Source organism: Paenibacillus sp. XY044, assembly GCF_002257645.1.
Lineage (GTDB): Bacteria > Bacillota > Bacilli > Paenibacillales > Paenibacillaceae > Paenibacillus_AQ.
Map to the genome: position 1 here is coordinate 58,228 of NZ_NQMO01000002.1, position 14,805 is coordinate 73,032.

Below are 14,805 nucleotides of genomic sequence, written 5' to 3' on the forward strand. Positions count from 1 at the left end.
TATGCCCTCGGAACACTCCCGGGGGCATCTCATTTTATCAATTCAAAGGAGGGGAACGCCGTGCCACACGAAAGGGTGAGTGACGTGGAGGAAGCGACCAAAGCTTTGGTGGAGATTCAAATTCAACTCGCACGTATTGAAAAAACCTTGGAGCAAGTGCCGACGCTGGCCGCCACGATTGAGACAACCAAGGAACTCGCCCGGGAAGCCATGCAGTCGGTTAAGTCAGCACATCAAAGGCTGGACCGGATCGAGGACGGCCAAAAATGGCTGTGGCGGACGGTCAGCGGTGCGGCCATCACGATCGTGATGGGTGCCATCGCGGCCGCCGTTCAGCTTGCAGGACATTAACTATTACCAGAAAGGTGGATGAAACATGGATTGGGATATGATTTGGCAGTTGATCGACCCGAAGCTATTGATTGTGGTAGCTGTGTGCTGGGTTTTGGGATATGTCATGAAACAGACGCCGTCGGTGCCGGATTGGAGCATTGTGTACATGGTGGTCATCGCCGCTGTGTTACTTACGGTTTGGATGCATGGCTGGAACGCGGAGACGTTCATCCAGGGGATTTTGGCAGGAGCCTTTGCAGTATTCGGCCACCAGGTTGTGAAGCAGACGAAGAAAGTAGGGGACTCGGATTGAATCCAACCGAATTCATCGCCACCCTCGCCCCCTGCGCCATCGCTGACATGCAGGCCACTGGCGTACCAGCTTCCTTAACCATCGCCCAGGCGATTCTGGAATCCAACTGGGGGACAAGCGGGCTCGCCCGGCAGGCAAACAATTTGTTCGGCATCAAAGGCAAGGGCACAGCGGGTAGCGTAGAAATGCCCACCACAGAGTATGTCAACGGCAAGGCGGTGAAGGTGGCGGCATCTTTTCGCAAATACCACTCCTGGACGGAGTCCATTGCAGACCATTCCAAGCTTTTGCTGAACGGCACGAAGGACAAGCCGACGCGGTATCATGGCGTGCTGCGCGTAGATTACCGGCAAGCGGCCGAGGCAGTTTGGAAAGGCGGCTACGCGACCGATCCGAAGTACCCGTCCAAGCTGATCGCGATTATGGAGCAGTATGGACTGCCTCGATATGACATATGGAAAGGAGATCACACCGAAATGAGTGTTAACATTACTGAGCTGGCACAGCAGCTGGAAGACTTGAAGAAAAAAGCGGGACGCCTGACCCAACTTGAGGTCCTTCTGCAAAAGGTGGAGCAGCGGATCTCCGCGCTGGAGGCGCGGCAGCAGATGGAGGTACCGGCCTGGGCGGAATCTGCGGTAAACGCGGCGGTTGAGGCGAAGATCATCAGCACCCCGGTGAACGGAAGCTATGATCTGTACAGGGTGCTGACGATTTTACAGCGGCTGAAGGTGCTCTAACGAGAACGCTAGTACCAACCATAGATAGAGACAAGTCAGGCAGGAGGGAAATCATAATTTTTTCATACTAAAAGGGAGGCATCCGCTTATGCTGATTTATGAATACCAGCCGACTATCCAGACGTTTTCGCTGCTGGAGCCGCTGCTGCCGGGCTGCGTGCGGGAACGCATCAAGGCGATTATGGACGCTGCCCCGGAAGCGATGTTTTTTTGCAAAATCGAGGACCTGAACCCGAGCATCCGCGTGTATCTCCTGGAACATGATCCGGTGGACGACTATACAGAGTGCCATCTACTGTCATGCGACCGGATTGGTCAGGACTATGAATACCTGAGTCTTTCCGTGGAACAAGCCCGTTCCGTGGAAAGGTTCGCAGCCCAGATCCCCGTTATTTCCCGGAGTTAGCGGAAGCTTGCTCGCGTTTGACCCGCTCGTATTCTTCCTCGATCGTTTTGGACAGCAGCTCCGTGGCGGTCATGTTCAGCTTTTTGGCCGCTTCGGCAAGCTGCTTTTTGATGTAGGCAGGCACGTCGTAATGAAATTTAACCTTGTTGCCGTATGGCATAACCCCAACCCCCTTTACCCCATAACTTCCTGGTATTTACGCTCGATAATCCGGATTAGCAGCTGGGTAGCGGACATATCTTGCAGCGCAGCCGCTTCGATCAGCTTCTCTTTGATTTCCGGCTGGAACTCGTAAGGCAGCTTGAGCTTCGGCTCGGACATGTGGCCCTCCATCGTTTTCTCCGCATCTATCGCGAATTTCACCAGCTCGTCCAACGTTGAAGTCTGAGACGCTTCGCGGCCGTATTTTGGCAGCACCCGGATCAAATACTGCTTCAGCGACTTCTGGTCTTCCTCAGCGATGTCCAGCTGCAGCCGGTCTTCTTCGACGTTCAGCTTGCAGTCCACGTGATAGCCGAACAGGTTAATCGAATAGTTCATGCAAAAGCCCCTCCTTGGATATTTGTTGTTTATTATATAGTGTATCGATACGCATTACAATATAATAATTTTAATCCGTATGACATAGTCCTCACTCCTACATTTGTCTTCACAATGTCCTTACTACGTCATCGTCATATCCCACAATGCCTCCACTTCGTCATCGTCAAGTCCTCGCCACGTCCCCACAATGTCTCCGCTTCGTCATCGCCAAGCCCTCACAATGTCCTCGCAATGTCCCCACTATGTCGTTACTACGCCTCACCCTGTTTTAAATTCCTCTTTTACCACTCCCTTTCTCGCCCTTCAATTCTCCCCAATAAACTCACCAGTCCCATCATCTGCTTTGCTCCATTTCCTCCGCCAATCTTCGATTTTGTTAACCCGAACCCGCTACAAATATAGTATGATGTCACTAAGGAAAGCCATGTAAACGTCACCAAGCGACATGGTTTGTCTTTCTTACCGGATATACATCCAGCAACATCCCGAATGTGCACAACCACAACGAGCGCATCGTTCGCTGACGGAAGCAGGGAGGGTTCTATGGAAAAATACATTTTATCACTGGACCAGGGGACGACGAGTTCCCGGGCCATCTTGTTTAATGAAAAAGGAGAAGCCGTACATACGGCCCAGCGGGAGATTACGCAGTATTTTCCCCATCCGGGCTGGGTGGAGCATAGCGCCAACGAGATTTGGGGTTCGGTCCTGTCGGTGATCGCGTCCGTGCTGTCGGAATCGGGCGTGAAGCCCGAGCAGATCGCGGCGATCGGCATCACGAACCAGCGGGAGACCGCCGTGGTGTGGGATAAGGAAACAGGTGATCCCGTGTACAACGCGGTTGTGTGGCAGTCGCGGCAGACGAGCGGCATTTGCGAAGAGTTAAAAGCCCAAGGCCTCGACGATACCATCCGGGCCAAAACAGGGCTTTTGATCGATCCGTATTTTTCCGGTACGAAGGTCAAGTGGATTTTGGACGAAGTCGAAGACGCCCGGGAAAGAGCGGAGCAGGGCGAGCTGCTGTTCGGCACGATCGATACGTGGCTCATTTGGAAATTTACCGGCGGCCGCGCGCATGTGACCGACTATTCGAACGCATCGCGCACGCTGATGTATAACATTTACGAGTTAAAATGGGACGACGAGCTGCTGGAGATTTTGGGGGTTCCGGCCTCCATGCTGCCGCAGGTGCGCCCATCCTCGGAGGTGTATGGACAGACGGTGCCGCACCACTTCTTCGGCTCGGAGGTACCGATTGCGGGCGTTGCGGGAGACCAGCAGGCGGCCCTGTTCGGGCAGGCGTGCTACAGCAAGGGTATGGCCAAAAACACCTACGGCACCGGCTGCTTTATGCTGATGAATACCGGCGAAACGGCGGTCCGTTCGGAGCATGGCCTCCTGACGACGCTCGCTTGGGGCATCAATGGCAAAGTGGAGTATGCGCTGGAAGGCAGCATTTTCGTGGCGGGCTCGGCCATTCAATGGCTGCGCGACGGGCTGCGGATGCTGAAGGACTCGAAGGAGAGCGAGACGTACGCATCGCGCGTGGCTTCGACGGACGGCGTGTATGTCGTCCCGGCCTTCGTCGGGCTCGGCACCCCGTACTGGGACAGCGACGTGCGCGGAGCGGTGTTCGGCCTGACGCGCGGCACGTCCAAGGAGCATTTTATCCGGGCGACGCTGGAATCGCTGGCCTACCAGACAAAGGATGTGCTGTCCGCGATGGAGGCCGACTCGGGCCTTGAACTCACTACGCTGCGCGTCGATGGCGGCGCCGTGCACAACGATTTTCTGATGCAGTTCCAGAGCGACGTGCTCGGCGTCTCGGTCGAACGGCCGGTCATTAACGAGACGACGGCGCTGGGCGCTGCGTATTTGGCGGGACTCGCCGTCGGCTACTGGAAGAGCCAGGAGGACATTTCCGGACAGTGGGCGATCGAGCGCGAGTTCCAGCCGGTGATGGAAGAGAAGGAGCGAACCGGGCTGTACGAAGGCTGGAAGAAGGCCGTGCATGCCGCCATGGCTTTTAAATAAACACAGAAACATATCTTGGGGGGTCTCTTTTTCGATCTGGAGGGAGATAAGCACAGATGATATGGTCCAATACGAATCGCGAACAAATCAAAAACAGCTTGAAGCAGGAAAAGTTTGATGTCCTGATCATCGGCGGAGGCATTACCGGGGCCGGCATCGCTCTGGACGCGACGACCCGCGGAATGAAGACGGCGCTGGTGGAAATGCAGGACTTTGCCGCAGGCACGTCCAGCCGCTCGACCAAACTGGTGCACGGCGGACTCCGCTACCTGAAGCAGTTTGAGGTCAAAATGGTTGCCGAGGTCGGCAAGGAACGGGCGGTCGTGTACGAAAACGGCCCGCATGTCACTACGCCGGAATGGATGCTGCTGCCGATCCACAAGGGCGGCACGTTCGGCAAATTCAGCACGTCCTTTGGACTGCGGGTATACGATTATTTGGCCGGCGTGAAAAAAGCGGAGCGCCGCATGATGCTCTCCCCGCAGCAGACGCTGGCGAAAGAGCCGCTCATCAAGAAGGAGGGACTCAAGGGCGGCGGGTACTACGTGGAATACCGCACCGACGATGCCCGCCTGACGATCGAAGTGATGAAAGCGGCCGTCGCGCATGGGGCTTCTGCGCTTAATTACAGCAAGGTCGAGGAGCTGCTGTACGACGCCCGGAACAACGTGTCCGGCGCCGTGGTTCACGACCAGCTGACCGGGGACACCTACGAAGTGCACGCCGCCAAGGTCATTAACGCTGCAGGGCCGTGGGTCGACCGTATCCGCGAGAAGGACGCGTCGATGGAAGGCAAGACGCTGCGCCTCACCAAAGGCGTCCACCTGGTCATCGACCAGTCCCGCTTCCCGCTGGAGCAGGCGGTGTACTTCGACACGCCGGATAAAAGAATGGTGTTCGCCATCCCCCGCGACGGCAAGGCGTATGTGGGGACGACGGATACTTTTTTTGACCGGGATACGGCGCATCCCCGGATGACTTCTCAAGACCGGGACTATATTATTAACGCGATCAATTATATGTTTCCTGAGCTGCAAATCACGGCGGAAGACGTGGAGTCCAGCTGGGCCGGGGTCCGTCCGCTGATTCTTGAAGCGGGCAAGGATCCGTCGGAAATATCCCGGAAGGACGAAATTTGGGAGTCCGGCTCGGGGCTGCTGACGATCGCCGGGGGTAAGCTGACGGGCTACCGAAAGATGGCCGAGACGATTGTGGACGTGCTGTCCCGGGAGCTGGGCCAGGAAACGGGACGCGTGTTTAAAGGATGTCAAACGAAGCATCTGCCGATTTCGGGCGGGGACTTCGGCGGCTCCGCGCAGTATGAGCCATTCGTTCGGAAGACCGCCCAGGCCGGGATCGAGGTGGGGCTTGCCCCGGATGAAGCGCTCGCGATTGCCGGCAAATACGGCACGAATGCATCCGGCGTATTCCGCCTGATCCAGAGCAAGCACGCGGAGGCGGAAGCATACGGGCTGCCGCTGATGATGTTCGGCCAGCTGGCCTATGCGCTGGAAGCGGAGATGACGGCGACGCCGGTGGACTTTTTTACCCGCCGGCTCGGCGCGACGCTGTTCGACATTCAGCTCGTACGCACCTGGAAGGCGCCGGTCATCGAGTATATGGGCAGCATGCTGAACTGGAGCCCAGCGGCGAAGGAGGCGTATGCGGCCGATCTCGACCGCGCGCTGCTGGAGGCGGTGGAACCCGCGGAGTCCGGTTGAGCCGATTCGCACGGTGGATGCCCGTCATGCGAATAAGGAGTAGTGCCGGTGGTCAGCGAATGGTATACAACTCGGGATATGTATCCCATGGTACACAGTCGATTTGATACATCCGATTATACGCATTTCGATAGCATGGCGAGCGGAAGATGCTAATGCGGTCGTATGATAAGCAGTCAACCTCATAGTGGACAGTCGAATGCAGCATTTCCAATAGGAACCTTTCATCCCCAGGATGAAGGGTTCCTTTTTGGTGTGGGATGAACCCGGGACAGTGCCCCGGCAGAACATTCAATGGGTGAACATAGGAAAGCCGCTCCACAGAACTTCCAGGGGAGCTGCACCTAAGACGCGGTTTGGATGAACCATTCTCGGATGACCATTCTAAGGGGAGTATTACACCAAAGGTCGGGGTCCCTAAGCTTCGGTAGTGGCAGGGAACTGAGGAAAACCGGTGCCGTTTTGTCAATCCGCTGTCAGTCATCTTGACACCGATTGTCCGGATATTTGCGATCTGTGCTGCATTTTTATGGAAAATGGGCGCTCGCCCACGTCCCATGTTAGTACACCTCCGGTAAAATCGCTTATAATAGAAAAACCATACTGTCGTGAGAGGAGTGCTGTACATGAACATTAAAGTAAAGAGAGAGCATCGGCAGTACCCCGAACAAGTGAAATCCGACGCGTCCCGCGCGCCATACGAGCGGGATTATTCGCGGCTGATCCATTCGCCGACGTTTCGGAGGCTGCAGGGCAAATCCCAGGTGTTCGGCGCGGGCACGGGGGACTATTACCGGACGCGGCTGACCCACTCCCTCGAGGTGGCGCAGATCGCCAGAGAAGCAGCGCGCAGCCTGCTGCGGGCGCATCCCGAGGTCAGCGACGAGCAGGCGGACAATCCGGGGCTTGTCATCGATCCGGAGGTGGTGGAGTGCGCGGCGATCGCGCATGACTTCGGCCATCCTCCTTTTGGACATAAAGGGGAAGAGGTGCTGGACGGCATTCTGGATCAGCTGATCCAGGACCGGACGAAAGAAGCCGTGAAGGGGCTGCATCTGTCCCGTGATGAGGTGAGCGACGTCCGCACAAGGCTGCGGAAGAAATACGAGCATTTCGAAGGGAACGCGCACAACTTCCGGCTGATCATGTTTTTGGAGAAGCGGGAAAACGTGGACGGCCTGAATCTGTCTGACGCGATCCTGCTCGGCATCAATAAATATCCATATCCCGGGACCCTGCTCAAAAAGGGGCTGTACCAGCATGAATGGAGTTATATTTCGCAGATCCGCCAGGACTGGGGCATTCCCGCAGGCAAAAAGACGCTGGAAGCGCAGCTGATGGACTTGTGCGACGATATCGCCTATTCGGCCCATGACCTGGAGGACGGCATCAAGGCCGGGAAGATCGAGGTGCACGAGCATTTTTTGAAAGATCCGCATATTTTGCGCCTGATCGTCGAGAAAATCATGACGCTGGAGGACGCGTTCTGGGACAACTGCCCGGAGGAGCATATCCGCTACAAGGTGGAAGAGGTGCTGACGTCCTTTTTGAAAGTGTGGAATGATAAGATTCCGTACTGCGAGTTTGACTACTCCCGCACCCGGCGCGAGGTCAAGGCTTATTGGGTAAGCCTGTTCGTCAGCAGTCTCGGCGTCATTGACGACGGGGACTGGAAGAAGGTGACCTTCGTCAAGGAAGGCCAGGAGGACCAGGATATGCTCCGGACCGTCAGCGTGCTGAAAAGCTTCGCCTGGGTCACGATGATCCGCGACTTGCGGGTGCAGCGGCTGCAAAAGCGCAGCGAGTGGATGATCAAGCGGCTGTGGGACGCTTTTCTCGATCCGGTCGCATCCAAATCGATCATTCCCTCCGACTGGCTGCAGCGGTTCGAGAAGGATCAAGCCGGGCCGAATCCGATCTGGACGTGGGAGCATATGGTAATCGACTATATAGCGGGAATGACGGACGCGTTTGCTGAAAAAATCTACAATGAGCTGTACGGATTAAAGGTAGGTTCCATTTACGACCTGGATTAGGCAGCTATAGAAAGGAAGGAAAGACCGGATGGGCGCTCTTAAACTTAGCGTGCTGGATCTTGTACCGAAAATAGGAGAGTCATCCTTTGAAGAAGCACTGCATGAAGCGGCCGTACTGGCCCGCCATGCAGAACAATGGGGTTACACCAGGTACTGGGCGGCGGAGCATCACGACCTGGTGAACCTGTCCTGCGCCGCGCCCGAAGTGCTGCTGGCGCATATTGGGGCACGGACCGAGCGGATCCGCATCGGATCGGGGGCGGTCCTGCTGCCGCATTACAGCCCGCTGAAGGTCGCGGAGAACTTCCGCATGCTGGCTGCGCTTTATCCCGGCCGCGTCGACCTCGGCATCGGCCGTGCGCCCGGCGGCTCGGCGCATGCCTCGATGGCGCTGAGCGGCAATTACTTGCAGCATGTGGCCGAAATGCCGGTCCGCGTCCGCGCGCTGATCGAGCTGCTGGAAGACCGCTACGCATACGAGGACGTCCCGGTCGCGGCCAAGCCCGTCCCGCGGATCCAGCCGGAGCTGTGGATGCTCGGGACGAACAACAAGAGCGCCGGCTTCGCGGCGGAGAACGGAACCGGCTATGTGTTCGGCCAGTTCATGAGCGACCGCGACGGCGCCGAGGTGCTGGCGGCCTACCGGGACGGATTCAAGCCGTCCGCCCTGCTGGAGCGGCCGAGAAGCATGACGGCCATCGGCGTCATTTGCGCCGCAACCGAGCAGGAGGCGCTGGCGCTGTCCCGCCGGTCGGCCCTGCAGGAAGTCGAGCGGCCGGGGGCCGAAGCCGGCGAGCCGCAGCCGCAGGGAAGCCGGCTGATCACCGGGTCGCCCAAGCAGGTGAAGTCGCAGCTGCTGGAGCTGGTGGCTTCCTTCGGGTGCGACGAGTTCCTGGTCAACACGCCGGTGATGAATTATGCCGAGCGGCTGGAATCTTATCGGCTGCTGGCATCGGCGTGCTTGTGAAAGACAAAGATGGGGTGAACGGAGGAACTATGGAAGTAAGATCCGAACCATTGGAGTTTATTTATACGTACGCCAGCCACGAGTCGGAGACGGAGCTGTGCCGGATGGAGCTGGACGCTCTGCTCGGGCAGGCGAAACCTTTGAAAGGTAGAGGTCCCATGCTGCTCAGCTCCCGGGAGCTTGATCCGGGCCGCAGTCCGTATGTATCCATGCGTCTCGATGTGCTGATGAAAGGCGCCTCGGCGGAGGATATCGCCCTGCAGGCTTCGGAGCTGGAGCTTGGGGACGGCACGTTCAAAGTGACGTACGTGAAATCCGGCGATCCCTGCTCCTATGAGGACCAGCGGCTGCTTGAGCGCCTCGTCGGCAGCAGGATACGGGGGAAGGCGGAGATGAAGCATCCGGATGTGCAGCTCGGCCTCCTGTCAGCTGAGGGACAATGGATGCTCGGATTGTGCCGGCATCCCGAACGCGCATGGCGGCTGCACAAGGACAAGCCGCACAATTATTCGACCGGGCTCAGCGTCACGACCGCCCGGTCGCTCGTGAACATCCTTGTGCCGGAGCCTCCAGGTATTCGGGCTGTCGACCCCTGCTGCGGCATGGGGAACGTGCTGATCGAAGCCCTGTCGATGGGCATCGACATCCGGGGCTGGGACATCAACCCGCTGGCCATCCAGGGCGCCCGGGCCAATCTGAAGCACTTCGGCTATCCGGAGTTGGTGACGCTCGGGGACATGACGCAGGTGGCGGAACGCTTCGATGTGGCCGTGCTGGACATGCCGTACAACCTGTGCTCGGTGCTCAGCACGGATCAGCGGCTGGGCATGCTGCAGAGCCTGCGCCGCATGGCGAAACGGGCCGTCATCGTATCGACGGAGGAAGCGGATGAATCCATCCTTCAGGCGGGCTTTACCATACTGGACAGCGCCCGGGTGTGGAAGGGCAGCTTTGTCCGGAATGTCTGGCTTTGTGGGTAACGAGAAGCTGGGTCCATCCATCATGCGATCACTTTCTTCTATATAATAGTAGAAATAATAGTAGAAATTTATCATCACCATAATAATAGTAGAAGTTTATCATCACAGTAGCGTTTAACATCAAGCAAAAAGGCTGCCTCACGATCCGGTCTGCAATCGACCGGTGACGCGGGACAGCCTTTTTCGTTTACCTCCGATATCGGGGCTTACAAATCATCCAGTCAGGATTGAAGCAAAAGCTCCGCTTGATGGAGGATGTCGACTTAGTAAGCACGCTCGTAATTGACGAGATTACGCGGAAGCTCTTTTCCCTGTACGTAGGCCTTCAGGTTTTCGACAAAAATATCGATGACCCGCTCGGTATACCGGTCCGTGCTTCCGGAAACATGCGGCGTAATGATGACCTGCTCCATATCCCACAGCGGATGATCCTCAGGGAGCGGCTCTTTCTCAAACACGTCGAGGCCGGCGCAGCTGATCTGCCCGCTGCGGAGCGCATCCAGCAGGGATGCCGTATCGACCGTCGGTCCACGGCCCGCATTGATGAAGCAGGCTCCCGGCTTGGCAGCCGCCCAGGCATCGGCATTCAACAGGTGGTGCGTCTCATCGGTAAGCGGCAGCACGCTGATGATGTAATCGCCTTGGCTCAGCGCCTTGTGGAGTCCGTCCATGGTTAACATCTCGTCCACATGGGGATCGGCTTTGCCGGAACGGCGGACGCCGACGGTACGCATGCCGAACGCTTTGGCCAGGCGCGCCGTCTCGCTGCCGATTTCGCCGACGCCGACGATGACGGCCGTTCTGCCGTGCAGCTCGGACAAGGTGCTCAGCCCCGGCGCGGCCAGATTCGTCTCCCAACTGTGCTTAAGCTGGTTGCGGACCGAAACGTGCAGCTGACGCGAGAACGAGAGCATCATGCCGAGGATCGTCTCCGAGATCGGAATCGCATGGACTCCGCTGGAATTCGTCAGCAGCACGCCTTTCTGTTCCAGCCGTTCCAACGGCAGAGTGTCCACGCCGGCGGACCACGTCTGCAGCCATTTCAGCCGGCTGTCTTGAGTCAGCACCTGATCGGCAATTTGTCTGGACCAGCCGACCAGAATTTCCGCTTCGTTCACGAGCGCCGGATCCACTTCGGTGCTTTTGACGACCGTCAGCTTATAATCGGGAGCCGCTTGTTCAATCAAAGCGGCCTGCTCCGGAGTCAGGGAATGCAGACAAATAATTTGCTTCATACAGTTCAGCCTCCTCCACGTATGTACCCTTGATGTGATGTTTTGCTACTCTATATAGAATGAACTAAAGAAATGAATGTCACAGGCCGTGTTGGGCCGCTATAATAGGAAGTTCAATGCAAAACTTTAGTTCAATCTATGTATCATGAATATATTTAGGATAACAGATTTGAACGGATATACAACAGGGGCCGGAGGGCGATAAGAATGAAAGGGAATCAGCGGTTTGAAAGCGGCCCGAAAATGGCCTGCTTTTGCGTAACTCTGCTGCATGACGATAGGCCCGAAAGGTGAAACTATATTAATGAAGGAATTCATACGAAAAGTACCTTCGGTACCAATTTTTACAGGACGGTTGTATGCGACGCAAAGGGAAAGAAAGGGGATGTATTTGCATGGAAATGAAAGAAGAACAATTTCAGGATAAGCCGTTAAGGCTATTTGTTGCGGTCCGGATTCCCGAATCGATCCAATTGTTGCTTGAAGCGTGGAGGCTCCGGAACGAAGATCAGCTCGCTTTTAAAAAATGGACGCACCTGGAGGATTATCATATTACCGTCCAGTTTTTGGGAGACGCCGAGGCCGGAAGAGTACCAGAAATCACAGATGCCTTAAAAAGGGCCTCTTTGAAAATAAACCCATTCGACCTGGAATTTGGATCGTTCGGAACCTTCGGGACTGCGGAGGCTCCCCGGGTGTTATGGGCTGGAGTAATTGACCAATCGGGAGGCCTGGACAAGATCTATGAAGCGGTCACTTCCGAGATGGGGGAACTGGGGTTCGCCAAAGAGGCGAGGCCTTACCGTCCCCATGTCACGATAGCCCGTAAATATGCGGGAAAATCACCTTTTCCGGGCCAGAATTTACCGCTTTTGACAGAGAAAAATTCCGGTTCTGGGGGGACTGCGGAACCTCTGATTTGGGAGGTCAATGAATTTGTACTTTTTTCCACGCATTTGCACGAAAAGCCAATGTATGAGATACTAGAGGCCGTTCAAATGAAAGATTCGTAGATTGGAAATGACTAGCAATAGAAATCGAATATATTTTTCCGCGCATGATCGAATATAGAGTTCCCTTTGTTGCCGTATCCTGTGAAGTAAATTTGTGCCGTTCCTAAGCTACGCTTGTTGTAAAGACTGTCCTGCTTGTCAGTTATTGTACGCTCTCGGATACAGCAATGGACTGAAAATGTTTCCAAAGGTTATTCAAAACCTGTATTTTTGGTTACTTAAAGAGGGAATGTGCCGGAAATATAGGAGGAGAAACATGTACACATTACGTCAAAACCGCTGGATGGCACTATTAATCGGTGTACTTCTGGTGTGTTTCTCTGCAATTTGCATGCTACTGCAAAACGAGCAGATGCACAAAATGCAGTATAACGACAGCACGAATCAACTGGGGGCCGTAACATACAGCAAGAACGTTGAGGCAGGCGCACGCCCGCAGCATTTATCTATACAGGGGGCTAACCACCCGTTAACTACGGAAAACTCCGTACAGCTTTTGAATGTAAATTTATTGAAAAAATGGAATGTTAAGCATCATCCCCTTTTTGTTGAAGGGATTTCAGCAAATACACCGGCTGCCGCCAAAAAGGCCCAAGCGACACAAGCCAAGCCTGAGGTGAAGAAAGCTGTAGCTGTTGCAGCAAAGCCAAAGCTGGACCCAAAATTGAATCCCCCCACCACGTTATTCTTCAGCCGGACCAAACTGCTCAGTCCTTCCCAGAAGTCGGAAGCGACCAAACAGTACAAGGTAACCGCTGAGGACGTGCTTCTGCTCCGAAGAATCGTGATGGCAGAAGCCGAAGGCGAACCGTACAAAGGCAAAGTGGCTGTGGCCAATGTTGTCTTGAACCGGCTGCGGTCAGCCAATTTTCCCGATACGATTAGAAAAGTCATTTATCAGAGATATCAGTTCAGTCCTGTGGCGAACGGCCGTTTTGACCGTGTGAAGCCGAACGAGGATTCAATTCATGCCGTCAACGAGGCGCTTAACGGACGCAAAGAAGTCACGGACGACACGTATTATTTTCTGTCGCTGAAGCTGGCTGACGACCTGACGGTTCATCATACGCGGACACTGGCGAAGACGATCGGCAACCACTCCTTTTACAAATAAAACCTGTAAGTTTAAAATGTTTATGGGTAAAGGATAATGAGGAGGTGGCGTTCATATGAAAATTACGTATTATGGTCATTCCTGTGTTGTGGTGGAGGAAGGCGGCCGGAGCGTGATCATCGATCCGTTTCTATCGGGAAATCCGGCATCGGGCATTGCGCCTGGGGATATCCGCGTGGACGCGGTGCTGCTGACCCATGGGCACTCCGACCATTTCGGCGATGCGCTGGAGATCGCCAAAGCAAATGATTGTCCGATTGTCGCCGTGTTCGAGCTGGCGGAGTTCTGCCGCAAGAAGGGCGCGAAAACCTTTGCCATGAACATCGGGGGGCAGCAGCAGTTCGACGGGTTTAAGGTCAAATACACGCTGGCTTTCCACAGCTCCGCGGTACAGGACGGCGATGCGCTGATCTACGCCGGAGAACCGGCGGGCATCCTGCTCACCATGGGCGGCAAAACGTTCTTCCATGCGGGAGATACGGCTCTGTTCGGCGACATGCGACTCATCGGTGAAATGAATCAAATCGATGCCGCCGCGCTGCCGATCGGCGACGCGCTGACGATGGGACCGGACGATGCGCTGCTGGCGGCCAAATGGCTGCGGGCGGACCGCGTCATTCCGGTGCATTACAACACCTTCCCCGCCATTGAACAGAACGGCGCGCTGTTCTGCGACCGTCTTCATCAGGAAGGTATTGAAGGGCATGCGCTTAAGCCGGGAGAGAGCATTGAAATTTAACCGCTGATCGAAGCGGCTGCTTCGACAGATGACACCCCCCGCCGCATACGGGCATACAGTATCGTAACATTAGCCTATCGGAAAGGCGGGGGTCGATTGTTTTACCGAATGAGTGAACACAGCGGAGATCTGCCGGCCGGCGAGCTGCAGAAAGCCGTGCAGGGCGAGTACGAGGCGATCCGCAAGGGACGGCGGCTACAAGAGCTGGCGCCACCGGACCACCGGATCTATTTCAGCCGCGTAGTCGAAGAGGAACGCCAGGGCCGCCTTGCCGAGCTGACCCGGCTCTATTATGAGCATACCGGCTGCTACCCGGTCTTTAACAAGGTGGAAACGCCCAAGGCGTATGTAAACGGACTGAAAGCGACCGTCGATGACGCGCTTGAAGCCGCCTGGAATTATTCGGACCTGATGCTTACGGCTGCGGATCCTAAGGTGCAGAAGCTGATGCTCCGCGCGATGAACAGCGAAATGCGCTGGGTTAGCCGGCTTCAGTTTTTGTACAGCAATTATTTCCACGAGAACGGCGACATGAAGCATAAGGGCACCATCGGCATCGCCGACAAACAGCTTCCCTCTTGAGATGGGGGAGGCTGTTTTTTATCTTTTGGCAGCATGCGGAAATTTCTGC

General features: G+C 55.8%; 16 protein-coding genes. 13 read left to right on the top strand and 3 right to left on the bottom strand.

Translation table 11 applies throughout. The features are described 5' to 3' along the window. Nucleotides 1–60: 60 nt before the first annotated feature. From CJP46_RS08370 to CJP46_RS08385, 4 genes are all read left to right on the top strand, one after another. Nucleotides 61–351 carry a hemolysin XhlA family protein gene (locus tag CJP46_RS08370; protein ID WP_251672798.1) on the top strand — a complete coding sequence of 97 codons (291 nt, stop codon included), beginning with the start codon at nucleotides 61–63 and terminating at the stop codon, nucleotides 349–351. 25 nt (nucleotides 352–376) lie between these two features. Then, nucleotides 377–646: a phage holin family protein gene (locus CJP46_RS08375; protein WP_094595181.1), complete on the top strand. Its 270-nt coding sequence runs from the start codon at nucleotides 377–379 to the stop codon at nucleotides 644–646. Beyond that, nucleotides 643–1,386, top strand: coding sequence for a glycoside hydrolase family 73 protein (locus tag CJP46_RS08380; protein ID WP_094595182.1), 744 nt, complete (start codon nucleotides 643–645; stop codon nucleotides 1,384–1,386). The genes CJP46_RS08375 and CJP46_RS08380 overlap by 4 nt, the downstream gene beginning before the upstream one ends. Nucleotides 1,387–1,474: 88 nt before the next feature. Then, nucleotides 1,475–1,792 carry a hypothetical protein gene (locus CJP46_RS08385; RefSeq protein ID WP_094595183.1) on the top strand — a complete coding sequence of 106 codons (318 nt, stop codon included), beginning with the start codon at nucleotides 1,475–1,477 and terminating at the stop codon, nucleotides 1,790–1,792. On the opposite strand, the gene CJP46_RS36480 is transcribed toward CJP46_RS08385, so the two are convergent. Next, on the bottom strand, nucleotides 1,776–1,952 hold the full coding sequence (locus CJP46_RS36480; RefSeq protein ID WP_163882478.1) for a hypothetical protein: 177 nt from the start codon (nucleotides 1,950–1,952) through the stop codon (nucleotides 1,776–1,778). The two genes, CJP46_RS08385 and CJP46_RS36480, sit on opposite strands and share 17 nt — an antisense overlap. Nucleotides 1,953–1,966: 14 nt before the next feature. Beyond that, entirely contained in the window at nucleotides 1,967–2,332 is a 366-nt protein-coding gene (locus tag CJP46_RS08390) for a hypothetical protein (protein WP_094595184.1), read from the bottom strand. A gap of 546 nt (nucleotides 2,333–2,878) precedes the next feature. On the opposite strand from CJP46_RS08390, the gene glpK reads away from it, so the two are divergent. The 5 genes from glpK (at nucleotide 2,879) to CJP46_RS08415 (ending at nucleotide 10,073) form a co-directional block, all read left to right on the top strand. Continuing rightward, a complete protein-coding gene (glpK, locus tag CJP46_RS08395) occupies nucleotides 2,879–4,369 on the top strand; it encodes a glycerol kinase GlpK (RefSeq protein ID WP_094595185.1) in 1,491 nt (496 codons plus the stop codon). Nucleotides 4,370–4,425: 56 nt separating this feature from the next. Beyond that, nucleotides 4,426–6,090 (top strand): glycerol-3-phosphate dehydrogenase/oxidase, encoded by a 1,665-nt coding sequence (locus CJP46_RS08400; protein WP_094595186.1) that lies wholly within the window; start codon nucleotides 4,426–4,428, stop codon nucleotides 6,088–6,090. A gap of 626 nt (nucleotides 6,091–6,716) precedes the next feature. Continuing rightward, entirely contained in the window at nucleotides 6,717–8,126 is a 1,410-nt protein-coding gene (locus tag CJP46_RS08405; protein WP_094595187.1) for a deoxyguanosinetriphosphate triphosphohydrolase family protein, read from the top strand. A gap of 28 nt (nucleotides 8,127–8,154) precedes the next feature. Then, entirely contained in the window at nucleotides 8,155–9,093 is a 939-nt protein-coding gene (locus CJP46_RS08410) for an MsnO8 family LLM class oxidoreductase (RefSeq protein WP_094595188.1), read from the top strand. A 29-nt stretch (nucleotides 9,094–9,122) separates the two neighbouring features. Continuing rightward, on the top strand, nucleotides 9,123–10,073 hold the full coding sequence (locus CJP46_RS08415; protein ID WP_094595189.1) for a TRM11 family SAM-dependent methyltransferase: 951 nt from the start codon (nucleotides 9,123–9,125) through the stop codon (nucleotides 10,071–10,073). Between the two features lie 263 nt (nucleotides 10,074–10,336). On the opposite strand, the gene CJP46_RS08420 is transcribed toward CJP46_RS08415, so the two are convergent. Next, entirely contained in the window at nucleotides 10,337–11,308 is a 972-nt protein-coding gene (locus CJP46_RS08420) for a D-2-hydroxyacid dehydrogenase (protein ID WP_094595190.1), read from the bottom strand. Between the two features lie 395 nt (nucleotides 11,309–11,703). Between CJP46_RS08420 and thpR the strand changes: the two genes are divergently transcribed. The 4 genes from thpR to CJP46_RS08440 all read left to right on the top strand — a co-directional run bounded on the left by thpR (nucleotide 11,704) and on the right by CJP46_RS08440 (nucleotide 14,756). Next, on the top strand, nucleotides 11,704–12,321 hold the full coding sequence (gene thpR / locus CJP46_RS08425; protein WP_179281098.1) for an RNA 2',3'-cyclic phosphodiesterase: 618 nt from the start codon (nucleotides 11,704–11,706) through the stop codon (nucleotides 12,319–12,321). A gap of 256 nt (nucleotides 12,322–12,577) precedes the next feature. Next, nucleotides 12,578–13,435, top strand: coding sequence for a cell wall hydrolase (locus CJP46_RS08430; protein WP_094595192.1), 858 nt, complete (start codon nucleotides 12,578–12,580; stop codon nucleotides 13,433–13,435). Between the two features lie 55 nt (nucleotides 13,436–13,490). Then, nucleotides 13,491–14,174: a metal-dependent hydrolase gene (locus tag CJP46_RS08435; RefSeq protein ID WP_094595193.1), complete on the top strand. Its 684-nt coding sequence runs from the start codon at nucleotides 13,491–13,493 to the stop codon at nucleotides 14,172–14,174. 96 nt (nucleotides 14,175–14,270) lie between these two features. Continuing rightward, nucleotides 14,271–14,756, top strand: coding sequence for a ferritin-like domain-containing protein (locus CJP46_RS08440; RefSeq protein WP_094595194.1), 486 nt, complete (start codon nucleotides 14,271–14,273; stop codon nucleotides 14,754–14,756). Nucleotides 14,757–14,805 lie beyond the last annotated feature (49 nt).

Coding starts and splice junctions, on each gene's coding strand:
- CJP46_RS08375 (WP_094595181.1), top strand. CDS start 377: ATGGATTGGGATATGATTTGGCAGTTGATCGACCCGAAGCTATTGATT.
- CJP46_RS08385 (WP_094595183.1), top strand. CDS start 1,475: ATGCTGATTTATGAATACCAGCCGACTATCCAGACGTTTTCGCTGCTG.
- CJP46_RS36480 (WP_163882478.1), bottom strand. CDS start 1,952: ATGCCATACGGCAACAAGGTTAAATTTCATTACGACGTGCCTGCCTAC.
- CJP46_RS08390 (WP_094595184.1), bottom strand. CDS start 2,332: ATGAACTATTCGATTAACCTGTTCGGCTATCACGTGGACTGCAAGCTG.
- glpK (WP_094595185.1), top strand. CDS start 2,879: ATGGAAAAATACATTTTATCACTGGACCAGGGGACGACGAGTTCCCGG.
- CJP46_RS08400 (WP_094595186.1), top strand. CDS start 4,426: ATGATATGGTCCAATACGAATCGCGAACAAATCAAAAACAGCTTGAAG.
- CJP46_RS08405 (WP_094595187.1), top strand. CDS start 6,717: ATGAACATTAAAGTAAAGAGAGAGCATCGGCAGTACCCCGAACAAGTG.
- CJP46_RS08410 (WP_094595188.1), top strand. CDS start 8,155: ATGGGCGCTCTTAAACTTAGCGTGCTGGATCTTGTACCGAAAATAGGA.
- CJP46_RS08415 (WP_094595189.1), top strand. CDS start 9,123: ATGGAAGTAAGATCCGAACCATTGGAGTTTATTTATACGTACGCCAGC.
- CJP46_RS08420 (WP_094595190.1), bottom strand. CDS start 11,308: ATGAAGCAAATTATTTGTCTGCATTCCCTGACTCCGGAGCAGGCCGCT.
- thpR (WP_179281098.1), top strand. CDS start 11,704: ATGGAAATGAAAGAAGAACAATTTCAGGATAAGCCGTTAAGGCTATTT.
- CJP46_RS08430 (WP_094595192.1), top strand. CDS start 12,578: ATGTACACATTACGTCAAAACCGCTGGATGGCACTATTAATCGGTGTA.
- CJP46_RS08435 (WP_094595193.1), top strand. CDS start 13,491: ATGAAAATTACGTATTATGGTCATTCCTGTGTTGTGGTGGAGGAAGGC.